General features: G+C 36.9%; 16 protein-coding genes and 1 pseudogene. All 17 read right to left on the reverse strand.

The window, feature by feature from the left end:
- A pseudogene (locus AB5627_RS12945) lies at positions 1–842 on the reverse strand (glutamine--fructose-6-phosphate aminotransferase); the annotation flags it as partial.
- Between the two features lie 13 nt (positions 843–855).
- Entirely contained in the window at positions 856–1,314 is a 459-nt protein-coding gene (locus tag AB5627_RS12950) for an NUDIX hydrolase (protein ID WP_368369889.1), read from the reverse strand.
- Positions 1,314–2,507, reverse strand: a complete 1,194-nt coding sequence (locus AB5627_RS12955; RefSeq protein WP_022286573.1) for an NAD-dependent epimerase/dehydratase family protein — start codon at positions 2,505–2,507, stop codon at positions 1,314–1,316. The genes AB5627_RS12950 and AB5627_RS12955 overlap by 1 nt, the downstream gene beginning before the upstream one ends.
- A gap of 13 nt (positions 2,508–2,520) precedes the next feature.
- Entirely contained in the window at positions 2,521–3,711 is a 1,191-nt protein-coding gene (locus tag AB5627_RS12960) for a UDP-N-acetyl glucosamine 2-epimerase (RefSeq protein WP_022286574.1), read from the reverse strand.
- Positions 3,712–3,750: 39 nt separating this feature from the next.
- On the reverse strand, positions 3,751–4,260 hold the full coding sequence (locus AB5627_RS12965; protein ID WP_022286575.1) for a sugar O-acyltransferase sialic acid O-acetyltransferase NeuD family: 510 nt from the start codon (positions 4,258–4,260) through the stop codon (positions 3,751–3,753).
- 1 nt (position 4,261) lies between these two features.
- Positions 4,262–5,296 (reverse strand): polysaccharide biosynthesis protein, encoded by a 1,035-nt coding sequence (locus AB5627_RS12970; protein WP_022286576.1) that lies wholly within the window; start codon positions 5,294–5,296, stop codon positions 4,262–4,264.
- Between the two features lies 1 nt (position 5,297).
- Positions 5,298–6,818, reverse strand: a complete 1,521-nt coding sequence (locus tag AB5627_RS12975; protein ID WP_022286577.1) for a polysaccharide biosynthesis C-terminal domain-containing protein — start codon at positions 6,816–6,818, stop codon at positions 5,298–5,300.
- A 134-nt stretch (positions 6,819–6,952) separates the two neighbouring features.
- The gene (locus AB5627_RS12980) at positions 6,953–8,086 is read right to left on the reverse strand and encodes a glycosyltransferase (protein WP_265290495.1); all 1,134 of its coding nucleotides are present in this window, start codon (positions 8,084–8,086) and stop codon (positions 6,953–6,955) included.
- Complete coding sequence (locus tag AB5627_RS12985) at positions 8,086–9,150, reverse strand: EpsG family protein (protein ID WP_265290496.1); 1,065 nt, start codon at positions 9,148–9,150, stop codon at positions 8,086–8,088. Before AB5627_RS12985 ends, AB5627_RS12980 begins: the two co-directional genes overlap by 1 nt.
- Entirely contained in the window at positions 9,151–10,368 is a 1,218-nt protein-coding gene (locus AB5627_RS12990) for a glycosyltransferase (RefSeq protein ID WP_265290497.1), read from the reverse strand. It lies immediately after the preceding gene.
- 3 nt (positions 10,369–10,371) lie between these two features.
- A complete protein-coding gene (locus AB5627_RS12995) occupies positions 10,372–11,649 on the reverse strand; it encodes a glycosyltransferase (protein WP_265290498.1) in 1,278 nt (425 codons plus the stop codon).
- Between the two features lie 14 nt (positions 11,650–11,663).
- The gene (locus AB5627_RS13000) at positions 11,664–12,539 is read right to left on the reverse strand and encodes a phosphorylcholine transferase LicD (RefSeq protein WP_368369890.1); all 876 of its coding nucleotides are present in this window, start codon (positions 12,537–12,539) and stop codon (positions 11,664–11,666) included.
- Positions 12,536–13,042, reverse strand: a complete 507-nt coding sequence (locus tag AB5627_RS13005) for a Coenzyme F420 hydrogenase/dehydrogenase, beta subunit C-terminal domain (RefSeq protein ID WP_325213452.1) — start codon at positions 13,040–13,042, stop codon at positions 12,536–12,538. Before AB5627_RS13005 ends, AB5627_RS13000 begins: the two co-directional genes overlap by 4 nt.
- Before the next feature lie 126 nt (positions 13,043–13,168).
- On the reverse strand, positions 13,169–13,717 hold the full coding sequence (locus tag AB5627_RS13010; RefSeq protein WP_265290501.1) for a 4Fe-4S binding protein: 549 nt from the start codon (positions 13,715–13,717) through the stop codon (positions 13,169–13,171).
- Between the two features lie 10 nt (positions 13,718–13,727).
- Positions 13,728–14,147, reverse strand: a complete 420-nt coding sequence (locus AB5627_RS13015; protein WP_265290502.1) for an adenylyltransferase/cytidyltransferase family protein — start codon at positions 14,145–14,147, stop codon at positions 13,728–13,730.
- Between the two features lie 13 nt (positions 14,148–14,160).
- Complete coding sequence (locus tag AB5627_RS13020; protein WP_325213453.1) at positions 14,161–15,846, reverse strand: sugar transferase; 1,686 nt, start codon at positions 15,844–15,846, stop codon at positions 14,161–14,163.
- 11 nt (positions 15,847–15,857) lie between these two features.
- Positions 15,858–17,126, reverse strand: a complete 1,269-nt coding sequence (locus AB5627_RS13025; protein ID WP_022287563.1) for a DegT/DnrJ/EryC1/StrS aminotransferase family protein — start codon at positions 17,124–17,126, stop codon at positions 15,858–15,860.
- Positions 17,127–17,186 lie beyond the last annotated feature (60 nt).

Consider the following 17,186-nt stretch of genomic DNA (forward strand, 5'->3'; position numbering starts at 1 on the left):
ATATTCCCGTCTGTAAGCACAGAATTGATAGTATCCTTTATCACCTTTGGCTGTTCGTGTATTTCTTTGAGCATAAAATGCTCATATCCGCTTTTTTCTGCAGCTTCTGCGTCCCACTCGATAGTTTTCATTTCTTTCTGTATTTCTTCGCCATCGAGATTGTAGAAAGCAACTGCGCCCTTTGTAAGTTTTGCAAGCTCCATATTGCCTATATAGTAGACATTTCTTGTATACTTAAGTATTGCAGGAACGTCAGAGGCAAGGTAGCTTTCACCGCCAGTTACTCCTATTATCATAGGGCTGTCTTTTCTTGCGGCATATATCTCACCGGGATAGTCCTTGAACATAACAGCGAGAGCATAAGAGCCACGGATACGGACGAGGGCGTGATTAAGAGCGTCAACAGGAGTACCCAGGTACTTTTTGTAATAATAGTCGATAAGCTTTACGGCAACCTCGGTATCAGTTTCTGACTTAAAGGTATATCCTTTTTTGATAAGCTTTTCACGAAGCTCCTGATAGTTTTCGATAATACCGTTATGTACGGCGATAACATTTTCATCGTCGCTGCAATGAGGGTGGGCGTTTACAGTTGACGGCTCGCCATGGGTAGCCCAACGGGTATGGCCTATACCGCAGGCGCCCTTTACAGCTTTTCCGTCGTTAGTCATTTCCTTTAGGACTTTCAGCTTACCTTTAGCCTTTACGATCTCAGGCTCTGCGTCACCGTTTCTTACAGCGATACCGGCAGAGTCATAGCCTCTATACTCAAGCTTTGACAGGCCGTCCAAGAGTATTGGGGCTGCCTCGTTATTTCCAGTAAATCCAACAATTCCGCACATAACAGTGTCTCCTTTAAGTTTTATTTTTGTTGATGTAATCTTCTATAGCAGGTCTATTTGGAGGAAAAATATCCTCCGGCAGGTCGCAGATATCAATAAATTTAAGCTGCGACACCTCAGAAGCCTGCATTTTAAGCTCGCCTGTATACTCGTGGCAGGTGTAGACGATATCAACGTTTGACACCTTATCGCCATTTGGATAAGTATACTGCATTTTTTCACCTGAATAGACGCCAAGCAGTTCGAGCTTTTTTGCTTTAAGACCTGTTTCCTCAAAAAGCTCTCTTTCGGCTGTTTGCTCAACAGACTCACCAAGTTCCACCGAGCCGCCTGCATATCCCCAGCTTCCGCAGTCTGTTCTCTGCTGCATGAGCATTTGTCCTACTTCGTTTATTACTATTACGCTTGCTCCCACCTGCAGCAGAGGGGTGTGGCCTAGGTGCTGGCGGAGGGATCTTATATATTCTGACATTACACAGGCTCCCCAAAAGTATCAGGATGACTTGGATCAAATATCTCATTGCAGGTCATAACAGTAACAAGATCCTCCGTATCACTGAGATTGATAATGTTATGTGTCCAGCCAGGTATCATGTGGATAGCCTCGATCTTATCTCCACTGACCTCAAACTCAACTTTCTCTCCTGTGTTTATGTTACGCTCCTGTATCAGACCATGACCGTGGACAACTATGAAAAGCTCCCATTTTGAGTTGTGCCAATGCTGACCCTTTGTGATGCCCGCCTTGCTTATATTTATACTTACCTGTCCGCAATCCTCTGTATGAACAAGCTCAGTAAAACTGCCTCTGTTATCTACATTCATTTTCAGCGCATACTTGAATTTATCTGAAGGGAGATAAGTAAGATACAAACTATACAGTTTCTTGGCAAAAGAGCCCTTTGGCATTTTAGGCATAAGCAGGGTCTTAGGCTGCTGCTTAAATTCTTCAAGAAGATCTACCACCTCGCCCAAAGTTACCTTATGAGTAACAGGCACATAACAATATCTGCCCTTATCATTTGCGACAGGCGTTACGCCGTCAAACTCGCAATGCTTTTCCTTGCCCTCAAGAAGATCAAACATACCCTCAACAAGGTCATCAATGTAAAGAAGCTCCAGTTCACTTGCTCTGTCATTTATGGAATACGGCTCGTCATTAGCCACGCAGTAGCAAAGTGTTGATACAAAAGAATTGTACTTTGGTCTTGAATGACCCATAAGGTTAGGAAACCTATATATTGCGACCTTTGCTCCTGTTTCTGCGGCATATTTCTGGAAAAGCTCTTCACCTGCGAGCTTGCTTCTGCCGTATTCTCCGTCATAACGCCCTATGAGCGTTGCCTGTATGGAGGACGAAAGCATGATAGTTGCCTTGTTATCATACTTTTTCAGAGTATCAAGAAGCTGTGACGCAAAACCAAAGTTTCCTTTCATGAAGTCCTCAGTATTCTCAGGACGGTTTACCCCTGCAAGATTGAAAACAAAGTCTGCTTCCTTGCAATACTCGTCAAGCTGTTCCTTTGTGGAATCTATATCATACTCATATATTTCTTCAACAGAAATATTCGGTCTTGTTCGATTTTTGTTATCTCTGATATTTTTCAGATTATTCACAAGGGCTGTTCCAACCATGCCCTTTGCGCCTGTAATCAATATCTTCATATTTCCACGTTCCTTACTGATCTTTTCTCCAGACCATTTTGTTGACTACATTAACATATCCCTGAATGATCCTTACGACTTTCATTGATACTGTTTCGTCCACATAGTCAGGACACGGCTTGCCGAGAACGCCTTTCTGCTTCATTTCGATAGCCATATCGGTAGCATTGAGCAGCTCTTTTGTTGTAATTCCTGCAAGGATAAAGTCCCCTGCTTCAAGTGCTTCAGGGCGCTCGGTAGAAGTACGGATACAAACTGCTGCGATAGGGTGACCTATTGAAAGATAGAAGCTGCTCTCCTCAGGAAGCGTTCCTGAGTCTGAAACGATAGCAAGTGCATTCATCTGCAAACAGTTATAGTCATTGAATCCCAGCGGCTCGTTTACTCTTACTCTAGGGTCGAGCTTAAAGCCGCTCTTTTCAAGTCTATGCTTTGAACGCGGGTGGCAGGAATACAATATTGGCATATCATACTTTTCAGCCAGTGCGTTTATTGCAGTAAACAGACTTGTAAAGTTCTTTTCTGTGTCGATATTCTCCTCTCTGTGTGCAGAAAGAAGAATATACTTATCCTTTTCAAGACCCATACGTTCAAGAACGTCAGAAGCCTGAATTTTATCCAGATTACCACGAAGGACTTCCGCCATAGGCGAGCCTGTCATATATGTTCTTTCCTTTGGAAGTCCGGTATCAGCAAGATACTTTCTTGCAAACTCGGAATAGCAAAGATTTACGTCAGAGATAACGTCGACTATTCTTCTGTTTGTTTCCTCCGGGAGGCACTCGTCCTTACATCTGTTTCCTGCTTCCATATGAAAAAGCGGGATATGAAGTCTTTTAGCGGAGATAGCTGACAGACAGCTGTTTGTATCGCCAAGGACAAGATAGGCGTCAGGCTGCAATTCTGAAAGCAGTTCATAGCTTCTGCCGAGAATATTTCCGCAGGTAACGCCCAGATTATCCCCTACTACAGGAACAAGAATATCAGGGCCGAACTCGCCGAAAGTGTTTTTCAGCTCGAAATCCTCCCAGAAAACTGTACTGAGGTTACGGTCCCAGTTCTGATTGTAATACACAACGCAGGTATCAAAATACTCACGGCATCTTCTTATTACAGCCGCCAGGCGAATGATCTCAGGGCGGGTGCCGCAGCCGATCATTACCTTTGTTCTGCCGTCATTTTTCCATTTAAAATTATGTTCCATATACTTTCCTCCTGAGGTCAGCCACGACCTTTGGTAAAATCATTTATTCACAGGATACTGTCTAAGCTGCACAACTTCTCCGGCTTCTATCTTACTCAGCGCTGCGATCCTATTTTCGCCTTTTACTATTGCTCCAAGGCAGATATGACAACCCTGTTCGATCACACAGCCATGGTCTACGATAGCGCCCAGATTGATGATACAGCCACGTTTCACTGTCACATCTGTATTGATAACAGCTTTCGGAAGCACCACAACGCCATTTTCGATAGAAGCGGTAGGACTTACATAAGCTGTAGGATGCACAACAGTGGCAAGTCTGCCGTCTGCTCTAGTTATTTTATCGCACCAAGACAAGCGAAACTCGTTATTTCCAAAGGCAGGAATAAATTCCGTATCGTCAGCAATATATTTAGCAAAAGAATCAAGCGTACGGTCGGCAAATCTATCGTCCAGCATAGCTATCACATCATAGCCCAACTGTTCAGAAACGTCCTTAACAGTATTTGCATATCCGCCTGCACCGAGGATGACCAACTTCTTTGACATATCAATCCTCAGCCAATCTCTCCTGGATATATGCAAGCTTAAGCATTTTTTCCTTTATTTCTTCCTTATTAAGGAGCTTTGTATTATTACTATTGAACTCAGTGAGAGTATTTCTGTCTGCGTCGCCGTCTCTAAAGAACTTATCATAGTTCAGGCCTCTATTATCGGCAGGGACACGATAGAAGCCGCCAAGGTCGATAGCCTTTGCGCACTCCTCATTGGTAAGAAGTGTTTCATACATTTTCTCGCCGTGGCGTATACCAATGACTTTGATATCCTCTTTTTTGCCGCCAAACATTTCAGTAACGGCTTCAGCCTGAAGACCGATAGAGCAAGCGGGGGCTTTCATGATAAGCAGGTCGCCGTTTTCTCCGTTCTCAAAAGCATAGAGTACAAGGTCGACAGCTTCTTCAAGTGACATAATGAAACGAGTCATATTAGGCTCTGTTACAGTGATAGGGTTGCCTGCTTTGATCTGATCGATCCACAGAGGAATAACAGATCCACGGGAGCACATTACGTTACCATAACGAGTACAACATATTTTAGTTTTACCGCTATATCTGCTCTTAGCGATAGCGACGCTTTCTTCAAGAGATTTTGACTTACCCATGGCATTGATAGGGTAGGCTGCCTTATCAGTTGAAAGGCATATTACTGCTTCAACGCCCTCCTCGATAGCGGCTGTCAGGACGTTATCCGTACCGATAATATTAGTTTTTACGGCTTCCATTGGGAAAAACTCACAAGACGGGACCTGCTTGAGTGCAGCCGCATGGAATATGTAATCTACGCCGTGCATAGCGTCCTTACAGGACTGCAAATTTCTCACGTCGCCTATGTAGAACTTGATCTTATCCGCTACCTCAGGCATTTTCGCCTGATACTCATGACGCATATCGTCCTGTTTTTTTTCGTCTCTCGAAAATATTCTGATCTCTCCGATATCTGTTTCCAGAAATCTATTTAATACTGCGTTTCCAAATGATCCCGTTCCTCCGGTTATCATTAGGGTTTTGTTTGTGAATTGTGACATGTTATTTTCCTCCAACTGCTTTAATTTTTTTTAGTACAGAACATACTATGTTTTTTTCGTATGTATTCATTCCAAATTTTATAAGTAAGACTCCATAAACTAACATCATTATAGATATCTTTACACAGAGCCATACCCAACCAACAGGCATAAATATTTTAAAGATAATGCCAACTATAAATGCGATTACCAAACAAGGTACTATGCCTTTAAAAATACCATAATAATAAAATTTAAGACTTATATCAAGCTTTTTCTTAAATATAACATTCATAACCACTACATCTCCAAGTATAAGAGAAATAAATGTTCCAATCGTAGCACCTATCAAAGGATTCCAACTAATCAATAATGCAGTAAGAGCAATATTCAATATGACAATAACAATTTTTAGTACAGACTGCTCTTTGTGCTGATTCATAGCCCACAAAATCTGTGTTCCAATTGATTCAGTTAATATAAAGATATACGCTGCCATTAAAATAGTTGCAACAACATAAGCCTGAGAATTATCATTTCCAGCCCACAAAATGATAAATTCCTTTCCATTTACTATAAACACACATAGAATTAAAGAAAGCATCATGAAAATAATTCTACCGACCTTAACCATTTCTTTAGTTAACTCAGACGATGACGCTCTTTCCTCAACTACCTTTACAACGCCTGGCATCAATACACCGGTAAACGCTGAACCAATGGATTGAAAATATTGTACAATCTGTGTACCAACACCATAAACCGCTAAAATTCCAGCAGAAGCTTTCACAAGCGAGCCAATCAATATTTGATCTACCGTAGAATTTAATTGTGTCGCAACCATTTGGAGCAATATCAATGAGGAATATGCTACTATTTCTTTTACAAACGAAAAGTCAATTCCCCTAAATAAAGGTTTCAGTTTTATTATCAAATTTACATATACAATAAAGTACAAACGACATAAAACTGTCATTAATAAGTTAACAGCTACAATTCCAATACTTCCCCAGCCAGCTACTAATACAACGTAGGTAAGAATCATTCTAACTATAATTTGTACTATAGATGCTATTCGCGAAACTGCAAATTTTTCATATGCAATTAAAATATTATTGTAAACCGTTGTACCAAGAGTTACAGCAGAATTAAACATCGTAACGCCAAGCAAAATTTGCCCCAATCTAATCTCTGAATCAGACAAGCCCTTGGAAAACACCTTAGGAAAAATAACAACCAAAACACACCCTATGATAATTGCAATAACCGCAATTATTAAATAGAAAATTATAGCAACAGCTAAAAAATTTCGTTCTTTATTTCTATCATTTTCTACCCTATACTTGGCTATATATCTGATAATAGCATTACCAACGCCAAGATCCAGTAAAAGAAGGTATGCATTAATAGCAACAACTAGCTTGTATACACCATACTCAGCTTGTCCTAATGTACTTATAATAAATGGTGTCAACAATAAAGTTGATAGAACTTCAAAAATCATTAAAGCATAAGACAATATGACACCGATTTTTCTGCTCATTAAACACTTCTCCTACTTATGTCTGTATTTTATGCACTCTACATTGCTTCTGTATAAATATAAAATTCGTTTAAATATTTTCAGGAAAATTCACCCCTTCTTTTATTTAAAAGAAAAAAGCAATACTCTTATGACTAATAGTCCTTCATCATCAACATCAATTCATTTTGAAATTTATTTGACAAATCAACAATATCTGACCTACTATCATAAGCTTGAGCCATATCTACCGATAGAATGGCATCTGCAATTTGTTTAGGTGTTTGCTCATCATAGTAAAAAAGCTTGTCTCCTACATCTGAGCCCTCTATAGCAGGAATTCTGATACTTACAACTCGTAATCCATTAGATAAATACGAAAGAATCTTACTTGGAAATGATGTAGCATTAAATGCCGCATCAGGATTTTGCGTGCTCAAACCTATATCACAGCTTTGAATAAATCGTATATATTCATCACCATGTTTTAAGCCATCATATGAAACCACACATTTAGTCTTATTAGATACTCGAACAATTTCCTCTTTAAGATACTTTATTTCAATATCAGAACCAAATCCTATAACATGAATATGATAATTCTCATCAAGAAATTCAGCAGCATCTACAGCCGCTACTGCTCCACCTTTTCTTGGGTCAAATGTGCCTGCATAAACAATATGAGTCTTTCCATCATTAAACCTACAATTATAGTCAGGCTCTACACGATATGTACCATGAATAATCACATAAGGTTTATTATTTACATTAACCTCACTATTTAACAAAATTGTTGGAAAAATGTAAGAATTCGCGCACTTAAAAAAAGCTTGTTCTTTTTTCTTGCGTACCTCATCATTTAACACATCAGAGTATATCTCTTCAATTTCCAATATTAAATTAAAACGTTTTAATTTTCGAAGTATTTTTATAAATCTCATGTAGTATAATGAATGATAAACTATCACATCATCATCTTTTTTTACATTAATGAAAAGGTAAATCATAAACAGTATCTTTGTTATTAGTGTCCCCACTTTTGTAAAAACTAATTTATTTTTTCCAAATGTCAAAAACAGTTTTAAATCACATTTTTCTGATAAGTTAATTTTCTTCCCCTTAAAAGTATTCTTAGACGTAGTTACCGCTGGAGAAATAATTTCTATTTTTTTCTCAAAACTGCACAATGTAGAAATAATATAATCTAGTTTCGTCTTGGCAGCTGGAGGCACATTTCTGTTTTCTTCTTCATTTGAATTCACATCATAAAAAGCTATATATTTAATCATTATACTGACTCCCAAAACCAATGATAAGGATACGCCATGGACCATGAACTACTGTAAATACTATACAATCCAAAAGAAAAGAAAGCAATCGGAACAAAAATATTGGAATATAATTTTTCTTTTGATTTCGGCATAGTTTTTAGCAAGTTTGGTAATAGAACAACAAGTGTTATCATAAAATAATATCCAACTCTTAAGGCTATACTATATAGATCTCCAAATGCCTGACATAAACAAGCAAGATAGAACAGATTTAAAAAACCACTCTGCAACTCCGACTCATCATTATATATTGTGCAAAAAATATATATCACCACAAAAACAACAAAAAGTACTATGGCACCATTATCGTCAATAGCAGCATTATCTTTAAACAATCTGCTCAAAACTGCAAATAAAGGTCTTTTCAAAATATAAACCAAAATTAAAAATACACAAGATAGCATTCTCTGAAATTTAGAAAATTTCAAATAATACAAGGGATACGAAATAAAAAATATTATCGCAGACGAGTGAAATGTACACGCTACTAAAACAACAGCTATAAAAGGAATAATCTTTCTGTTGATTACAAATATTAATGAAAAAACACACAATCCTATTGCAATATCCTGTCGTAAGCCCGAATAAAGTAATTGAAAAACTGGCAAACCCATATATATTATATATGAAGTTATTGAAGATTTGCTATAATTGAAAACAAGACAAGAAATCGGAACAACAGACAAAACGGCACAAACAATTAAAAAAGATTGTATGTCTAAACCTAACATCCCCAAAATCTTATTAAACACTCTATATCCAATTTCATAATTTAAATATGGGTTTCTAAGGACATAAAGCCAACCCAGTTCCGATAGATTTTCATATGATGACAAATAACCATACTCTCCACCATAGCCCAAATCTGTTCCCATTGAAGGATGTCTTAATCCAATTACAATAATTATGGATAATCCCAGAATAACAGCCATTATCTTATTTAACGTTTTCTTTCCTAAGACTTTGTTCATTATTATATAAATATAAATATCAAAACCTATTATAAGTATATATGGTACCAATTATTCACCTTCTACGAATTTTTTATACAAATCTATGTATGAATTTATCATTATGTTCTTATCATATATATTTGCAGAATATTTGTGAATCCTTGATGTCTTTTTTTTAGTATCCAATATAACAAGCATCTTGTTATATAAGGAATTTAAATCTCCATACTCCACAAATTCGCTAAATTCCTTTATTGCAATCTGTTCAGGAGCGCCTGCTTTAAAACCAACCACTGGCGTTCCACAACATAAACTTTCCGCAGTAACCATTGAAAATGTTTCTTTTTTGCTCGTAAGTAATGTCACATCAGCCATTGAATAATACTTTGCTAAAAGCTCTTGATCTGTAATTTTACCAAGCATTATCATATCATTCGGCAATTCAATATTAGTTTGGTAAGGACCCGCAACAACTATTTTAACATTATCATTTTTCAACATTTTAGCTAACTCAGCAACGTAGTATCCCCCCTTTATATTACCTGAATCTAAAGAAAATGAAGGGGTTGCATGGAAAATTATTTTTTCGCCTTTTAACCCTAACTTATTACGGAGATAGTCTACATTATATGGATGAAAAATATTTGTATCTAAGCCATTAAAAATAACTAAATGGTTTTTATCTTTTAAAATTGGTGACTGCCTAGCTCTATTCATTAACCATGGAGAAACCGACACAACTATCAAATCATTAAATCCATCAAAAGCTTTTTTCATCTTAACCCATGATTTAGATGTATTATCAAAAAAAATTGACTTCGTTTCTATTTTTGCTCGAGGACAATCCCCACACCCAGTTTTCCATTTTTCGCAGTCTAAAGAATGGCCACAATTTGCTGTATACATAAATTCCGCATGAAGAGTGATTACAGTCTTTATTTTGGATTTCTTAAGCCAACCTATCAATCTATATATATTTACAAAATAACCATTGATGCATTGAATATGGACTATATCTGGTTTTTCTTTTTTTATAACACGAATTAGCTTATTTGTAGAAAAAAAGCAACCGCCATACATGACTCCTGTAAATCTTGTAATAAGATTATTCAACTTTGCATACCACTCAGGACATGTTTTATAAATTCCTTTTTCGTTAACAACCTTACCTCGGCCATAACAAACAATTGATTCAACACCCTTGTTTAATAGTCCTTTATGTATATCAAATGTAATTTTTCCAGTGCTGCCTTTTTTGTAAACATTATTTACTTGCAGAACTTTCATATTTTACTGCTCCTGATAAAAAATTTCTTTACGAATTATCTTTGGTGTACGCTCTGGTAAATGGTTTTTTCTTGCCAAGCCCAAAGCATTTCCAATCACCTTTTTGCGCACCCCACAATCATTAATCAACTCGCAAAGTTTTGTCTCTAAATCATCTGATTTAACACAACAAATAGCTGCATTAGACTGCTTTAAATAAGAAATAGATGCAATTTCTTCTGGTCCATATGCAAAAATACATGTTCCACTAGATAAAGAATCGGCAATTTTAGTCGAAACAGAATATTTTACACATTGTCTTATCTTTTTATCAAAAGATTCAGTATGGATTACGGCCAAACTATTTTTCATAAGGTCCTGAACTTCTTTTGAGCCAACCGATCCATGAAAAACTATACCATTATTTTCAATCATGCCACCCAGAATTTCTTGTCTTGATTCTGAAGAATATACATCTATATGATTAGGATTAAAATTGCGTTCTCTCAGAACACGACCTATTTCTATCAATTGCTTGTCTCTCTGATAGCCTAAATTTCCTAAATAACAAATTTTCCTGGTTTTCTCATCATCTTTTCCTGGTGCTATGTCACTAATCGATGTTGGAGTATGTATCGTAATACACTTTTTTTTAAATAATTGTGAATAATCAGCACTCATCTTATCACAAATACAAAAAATTTTTTTTGCATAACTCATCGTCCTATTAACGGTTTTAATAAAAATTTTATGCTGAAATCTACCAAGCAAACTATCCGAGTTCTTATTATAAAAATAATAATCATCCATGCAAGACACATAAAGAGGAATATCTCTTGAAACAGCAATTTTCCTTGCAATATCATACATAAACGCATAATCACCAGATGCAAAGAAAACGCAATCTGGCTCAAATTCATCAAGCCATTTTTGCAAGGCTTTATTATTCCAATGTGACAATTTCCACCATAAATTTCTTGCAAGATATACTAATGGAGTTCTTTTTCTCGCTCTCTGATATATAGAAGCTGTAACTCCAATATCAGTTCTCGAATCATTTCTACTAGTTCTAATGTCGTTTTCAGTGAAAACTTTGCCCGCTTTAAAGCCAAGAATTGACTTAATTGCATCTTTATCTGTTATGCGGTAATAATTTTTGCAAATTTTCGAAGTAGGTATTTGTGAATGAATATAAAATTGTGCTAGTTCATTTGAATCAAAGTCTTTAAAATATCCCTCTAATGTTTTTCCCATACTTTCTGTCTTAGAAAAGACATTATGACTTACAATCAAAACTTTCAAAAAAACTACTCCATTCAAATTAATTTATCTTCATCATTGTATTCATTAGTAATGATTTTTTGATGATTAAAATCCCAACTTTCTGCGTGTTGTTCATATTTTATCCTATCTGATGAAGGAGGCTTCATGTAGTCACCAAAACGTTCAGTCAAAAAATCATGTAGTCTACCTGGAACTTTCAGTTGAACAGTTTCGAATGGTGCATATACAGGATTATCAAACCATTTGCGTTTATATATGCCTTGCTTAAAAACGGCTTTCCCCATAAAATTACAGTAATAATCAGTACTCATATGCCTATACTTATACACCTGTTTCAAACCATGTTTAACAAGAAACCTTTCTGGAAACAATTTTGCAGTTTTTATAACCAATCCTCTTATTCCAGTATGTCGATTTTTTTCACGTAAAGCCAAGCCTTTAGTAATGACGTATTTCGCCCAAAAACATTGTTTCAATTGAAGAAAAGTATTATCAGGACAACTATGAAGAATAAAAATGTCAATATAAATTCCATGGCGAATATCCCAATCTGAAACAGTATCTTCTATAAAGCTTGTTCCATTCATTCTTACTTTAGCTATCGTGATCATTTCATCTGTTAATCCCCACTCTTGCAAATAAAATCTATCTTTATCACCATTTTTTTTAAACAATGCTCTGAAACGTTCATAATTATCAGGTGTCATAAAAATATCAAGATCATCATCCCAGGGAATAAAACCGCCATGTCTTTTAGATCCCAGAGCTGACCCTCCCATGAGACAATACTCTATCCTGTTTTTCTGGCAAAAAGAGTCGACATAAACCATTATTTCAAGTATTTTGTCCTGTATTTCAAGCAAACCATATTTATCTTCAAGATTTTGGCGCATATACTTTAAACTCATTTTGCTCTCCTTAGTATCTTATTTCCAATTCGCCTTAAAAACCCAGGCAAGTGGTAGTAATAGTATCTCCAATCCATTTTATAATTTAAATATTTTTTGTAAGCCTTTTCCATTTGATTATTAGCCACTAAAGATAAATAATCTATTCTATATGCTGGCGGCGTCTCTATCCCAGAAAAACGATTATTCATTTTAATAACATCCCAATCATATTCTTTAATAATTAGATGTTGTTGCATTGATTTAAAAAAATCTTCACCATTCTTTGTATTACAAACAAACATAGACACGCAAGAAAATCTATCTATGTCAGGTTCATAATGATTTACTCTATGAAAATCACCTATCGTTATATCTCCAACCCTATTTTCAGTGGCATACGGGCAGGAATAACATATTTTCCTGCATGTTATTCTGTCTTGGTAAGCATAGTAATACGGAAAAGTCATATAGATGTCACGCTTGGTTTGAAATTTGCCTGTAGACAAGTCTTGATATTCCAACCTGTAATAGTGAGAAGATGCTGATTTATATTTATCCCTAAAAACAAAATTTAATATCTTAATTTCTCTCTTACGCTCAATAAACTTAATAGAATCATCAAATTGTTTTTGCCCTCCGACTCCATGTCATACAAATTCAATACATAAGAGATTATTATACCCTTTTCGAAGATAATTTTTTAACGCAGAAATCTGACACGGAGATGAACAGTATAAAACAAATCTACCAGTATCTAAATCTCTTCGAATTTTTTCAAAACTGCCTAACGTGTTACAAAGCAGATACTTTGATTTATACAAAGATTCAAGTTCATTTATAGTTTCAGCACGCGTCACCCTCAAACGTAGATTCTCGTCAAAAGCCGCACCATATACAACTCCGCCTTGCCTAACTATCATCCTAGAAAATAAACCAAACAAACCACCACTGGATCCCCATTTTCTTATCGACTCATCTTTACAATATGCTGAGCCACAAGAAAATTTACCGTCGTTTTTATTCTGATTTATAATCGGACAAACTGCTTTACAAATACCGCAATTTACACACTTTTTGTCATCTACCTGCACTTGTTCAAAACCATATTTGTCTGTAATAACAGTCACTGCTTCTTTAGGGCAGACCTGAACACACGCTCTACAGCCGCAACATCTATCTGTTCCTACTATTTCCACAATATCCCTCTTATATTTTTTTTAACTTTTCAGAAAGCAGCGTTGAAGAAGTTCCATCCGTATGAGGCAAAAAAACCATATCAACACCAACTGATGCCAGCTTTTTTTCAATTTCATTATACATATTAGAACCTTTCCAATCATCACCATGAAAAACAGCATCAAACTGTAACTTTTTCCAGGCCTCATACTTGTCCATATTTTCCTGTGCTATTACTTGATCAACATACTTTATTGCCTCAACAATAGCAATTCTTTCTTCAAATGGAACTATTGGTCTTTTGTGTTTATATGATTCAACCAATTTATCGGTACTTACACCAACAATCAAATAATCACACCTTTCTTTCGCCCTTCTTAGCAAATTAAGGTGCCCTATGTGAAACATATCATATACTCCAGTTGTATACCCAATTTTATATTTTTTCATATATCAAAATCCCTTACTTCGTTCTAGCAAATTTTTGAAAGATAAACCCTCTTAATTTGTTTGGCATTAACACCTGTAAAACTAACCTCTCAGAAATATTTATCAAATATCTTGGCTTGTTAATGATGTTATTGTCAAGCATAAACTTCTGCAATTTAGCCTCACTCTGAAAATATTTTATGCCTCCACGACGCCGATACATTTCTTTGCCCACTCTAACATTAACAAGAACATCATCTATGTTCATAAAACTTTTATTTGCTAATGCCATCCTAATCCAAAGATAATAGTCCTCTTCACAATACCAATCAATAAAGCCTCCAACTTCTTCAACAGAAGTTTTTTTGAACATAACAGTTACCAAATTCATCGGACAACGTTTTTTCATATAAGTTTTGACATCTGCATCATGTAAAGGCACAATTCTCTTCCCAACTATTTCATCTTGATTTCCAACGAATTCTGTAATCATGCCGCCAACAATATCCACCTCAGGATGATTTTTAAATGATTCTATCTGTTTTTCAAAACGATTTGTTGAGCACAAATCATCTGCATCCATAATTGCTACGAGTTCATTTTTGCATGCACTTAAACCTGTTTTTCTTGCAAAACCATGTCCCTGATTATTTTTTAATCGGATTACATTAAAAATAGGCTCTTCTTCATATTTCTCTATAATCCTATTCAAATTATCTGGCACTGGGCCGTCCACAACTAATACAATCTCATCAGGTGGTAAAGTCTGCTTTAAAACACTATTGACCGCTTCATCAAACCATTGAGCATTATCACCACCATATACACACATAGAAACTGTATATTTATAGCTTGTTAACTTCTCACTAATTACATTTTCCTTTTCATTTAAAACCATTTTCGAACATTTTTGTTTTTCTTCGTATTCTTCTTTACCTACCTTCCCCATCCTCAGCAAATAATCTCCAAAATCCTCAGCAGTAGCCATATCGTCCTGAGTGATACCCTCTTGCTTTATAAAAGCTTTCTTAACAGTATCGACTATGATCTTGACATCACCTGCAAAGCTTACATTCTGAATATATTTTCTATCCCATTCAAGCTTTTCTTCCCATGAAATGCCGTTACGACCATTTACCTGAGCCAAGCCTGACAAACCTGGTTTTGCAGTATGTCTAGCCCTTTGCTCTTTCGTCATAAAGGTCATATCTCTGACTAATTGTGGACGTGGACCAATTACAGACATTGTACCATTCAAAATATTAAATGCCTCCGGAAGTTCGTCAAGACTTGTATTTCTCAGCCACTTGCCAAACTTCGTGAGTCTCACATCATCTGGAAGAAGCTCACCATTCTCATCACGTTCATCAGTCATAGTACGAAACTTGTACATTTTAAATACCGTTTCCTTGCCGTCTTTGCCAATCAGACCAGGACGATCCTGAGTAAATAGAACCGGACTTCCCAATTTCAGTTTAACAAGAGCTGCAACGCCCAAATATAGCGGAGAAAAAACAACTATAGCAGCCGTAGCGCAGGCTATATCGAGTATTCTCTTGCCATACTTCTCATAGAAGCCCATTTTTCTTTTTTCAATAGGCTCTATCAAATCTGCTTCATATGTAGTTTTCTCAGCTTTTTTCTTCATAACATGAGCCGCAATTGCAGTAGCACCTACAACAGCGCCCGTAAGCAAAGCAAATTTCTTACTCTTTTTCAAACTGCCTCTCCTTACTCAAAACAACTCCTGATAGCCCAAATAATTCTCTCCTGCTGTTCCTCAGTCATCTTATTATCACTAGGCAGGCAAGCGCCTCTGTCAAAGATATCAGCGCCTACATCTTCTGCACCGCCTGCAATATAAGCATTTGTGCGGCATCTGATACTGCCGTTGCGACCAACGCACTCGTGCATTCTGTACATAGGCTGCATGTGCATTGGCTTCCATATTGGTCTTCCCTCTGCATTTATGCTTGCTATCGCTTCCAAAATTTCAGTAGGACAAGTCTTGCCGGCTTCTTTGATGTACAAAGCCTCGCTGTCATTTCTGACCTGCTTGCACATTGCGTCTTTATCTATGATAAGTGCAGACAGCCAATAATTTGGCTCTGTTCCCTCAACGATAGGATTCATTTTAACAGGAAGTCCTTTAAGACCCTCTTTGTATCTCTCGTATATTGCTTTTTTCTGCGCAATATGCTCCTCAAGATGCGGATACTGACCACGAACGACTCCTGCAATAACATTCGACATACGATAGTTGTACCCGACCTCTTCATGCTGATACCATGCCGCATTCTCACGAGCCTGCGTTGACCACTTACGAGCCTTATTTGCATCTTCAAGGCTGTTCGTCAGCAAGCATCCGCCACTAGAACCTGTTATTATCTTATTGCCATTGTAGCTTACAGCGCTGTAATCACCAAAGCTTCCGCACTGTCTGCCGTCAATGGTAGCACCCATAGCTTCAGCAGCGTCCTCGATCAAAAGCGCACCATGCTTCTCGCATATCTTCTTTATCTCGTCCATTCTTCCAGGAAAACCGTATAACTCAGCGCTTACTACCAGCTTGACTTCAGGATACATCTCAAAAGCCTTTTCAAGCGCCACAGGATCCATGTTCCAAGTATCTCTGTCAGTGTCGATAAAAACAGGAATACCGCCCTCGTAAACAACTGGGTTGAGAGTAGCGTCAAAGGTCATGTCGCTGCAAAAAACTCTCCTGCCCTCAAGAGCGCCATGAGATATAGCAGGCTTGCCATAAAGCCTCTCGCCAGCAAGCTTACAGCACAAGTGAAGCGCAGCCGTGCAGCATGAAAGGCCAACAGCATACTTGACTTCAGACTTCTCCGCCGCTATCTTCTCGACCTCATTTATATTCTTACCGATTGTAGACATCCAGTTGGTATTATAAGCCTCAGTAACATATTCAAGCTCCTCACCATGCATTGTAGGTGACGCAAGCCATACTTTTTGTTTAAAGGGTTCTATTTTTTCCATTATTTTTCCCTCTTCCATATTTACTTCATATAAGTAACCATAATTACACTTATTCACGTT

Origin of the sequence: Ruminococcus sp. RTP21198st1_G1_RTP21198_201120, assembly GCF_040924265.1 — a bacterium.
Taxonomy (GTDB): Bacteria; Bacillota; Clostridia; order Oscillospirales; family Ruminococcaceae; genus Hominimerdicola; species Hominimerdicola aceti.

Coding starts and splice junctions, on each gene's coding strand:
- AB5627_RS12950 (WP_368369889.1), bottom strand. CDS start 1,314: ATGTCAGAATATATAAGATCCCTCCGCCAGCACCTAGGCCACACCCCT.
- AB5627_RS12955 (WP_022286573.1), bottom strand. CDS start 2,507: ATGAAGATATTGATTACAGGCGCAAAGGGCATGGTTGGAACAGCCCTT.
- AB5627_RS12960 (WP_022286574.1), bottom strand. CDS start 3,711: ATGGAACATAATTTTAAATGGAAAAATGACGGCAGAACAAAGGTAATG.
- AB5627_RS12965 (WP_022286575.1), bottom strand. CDS start 4,260: ATGTCAAAGAAGTTGGTCATCCTCGGTGCAGGCGGATATGCAAATACT.
- AB5627_RS12970 (WP_022286576.1), bottom strand. CDS start 5,296: ATGTCACAATTCACAAACAAAACCCTAATGATAACCGGAGGAACGGGA.
- AB5627_RS12975 (WP_022286577.1), bottom strand. CDS start 6,818: ATGAGCAGAAAAATCGGTGTCATATTGTCTTATGCTTTAATGATTTTT.
- AB5627_RS12980 (WP_265290495.1), bottom strand. CDS start 8,086: ATGATTAAATATATAGCTTTTTATGATGTGAATTCAAATGAAGAAGAA.
- AB5627_RS12990 (WP_265290497.1), bottom strand. CDS start 10,368: ATGAAAGTTCTGCAAGTAAATAATGTTTACAAAAAAGGCAGCACTGGA.
- AB5627_RS13000 (WP_368369890.1), bottom strand. CDS start 12,539: ATGAGTTTAAAGTATATGCGCCAAAATCTTGAAGATAAATATGGTTTG.
- AB5627_RS13015 (WP_265290502.1), bottom strand. CDS start 14,147: ATGAAAAAATATAAAATTGGGTATACAACTGGAGTATATGATATGTTT.
- AB5627_RS13025 (WP_022287563.1), bottom strand. CDS start 17,126: ATGGAAAAAATAGAACCCTTTAAACAAAAAGTATGGCTTGCGTCACCT.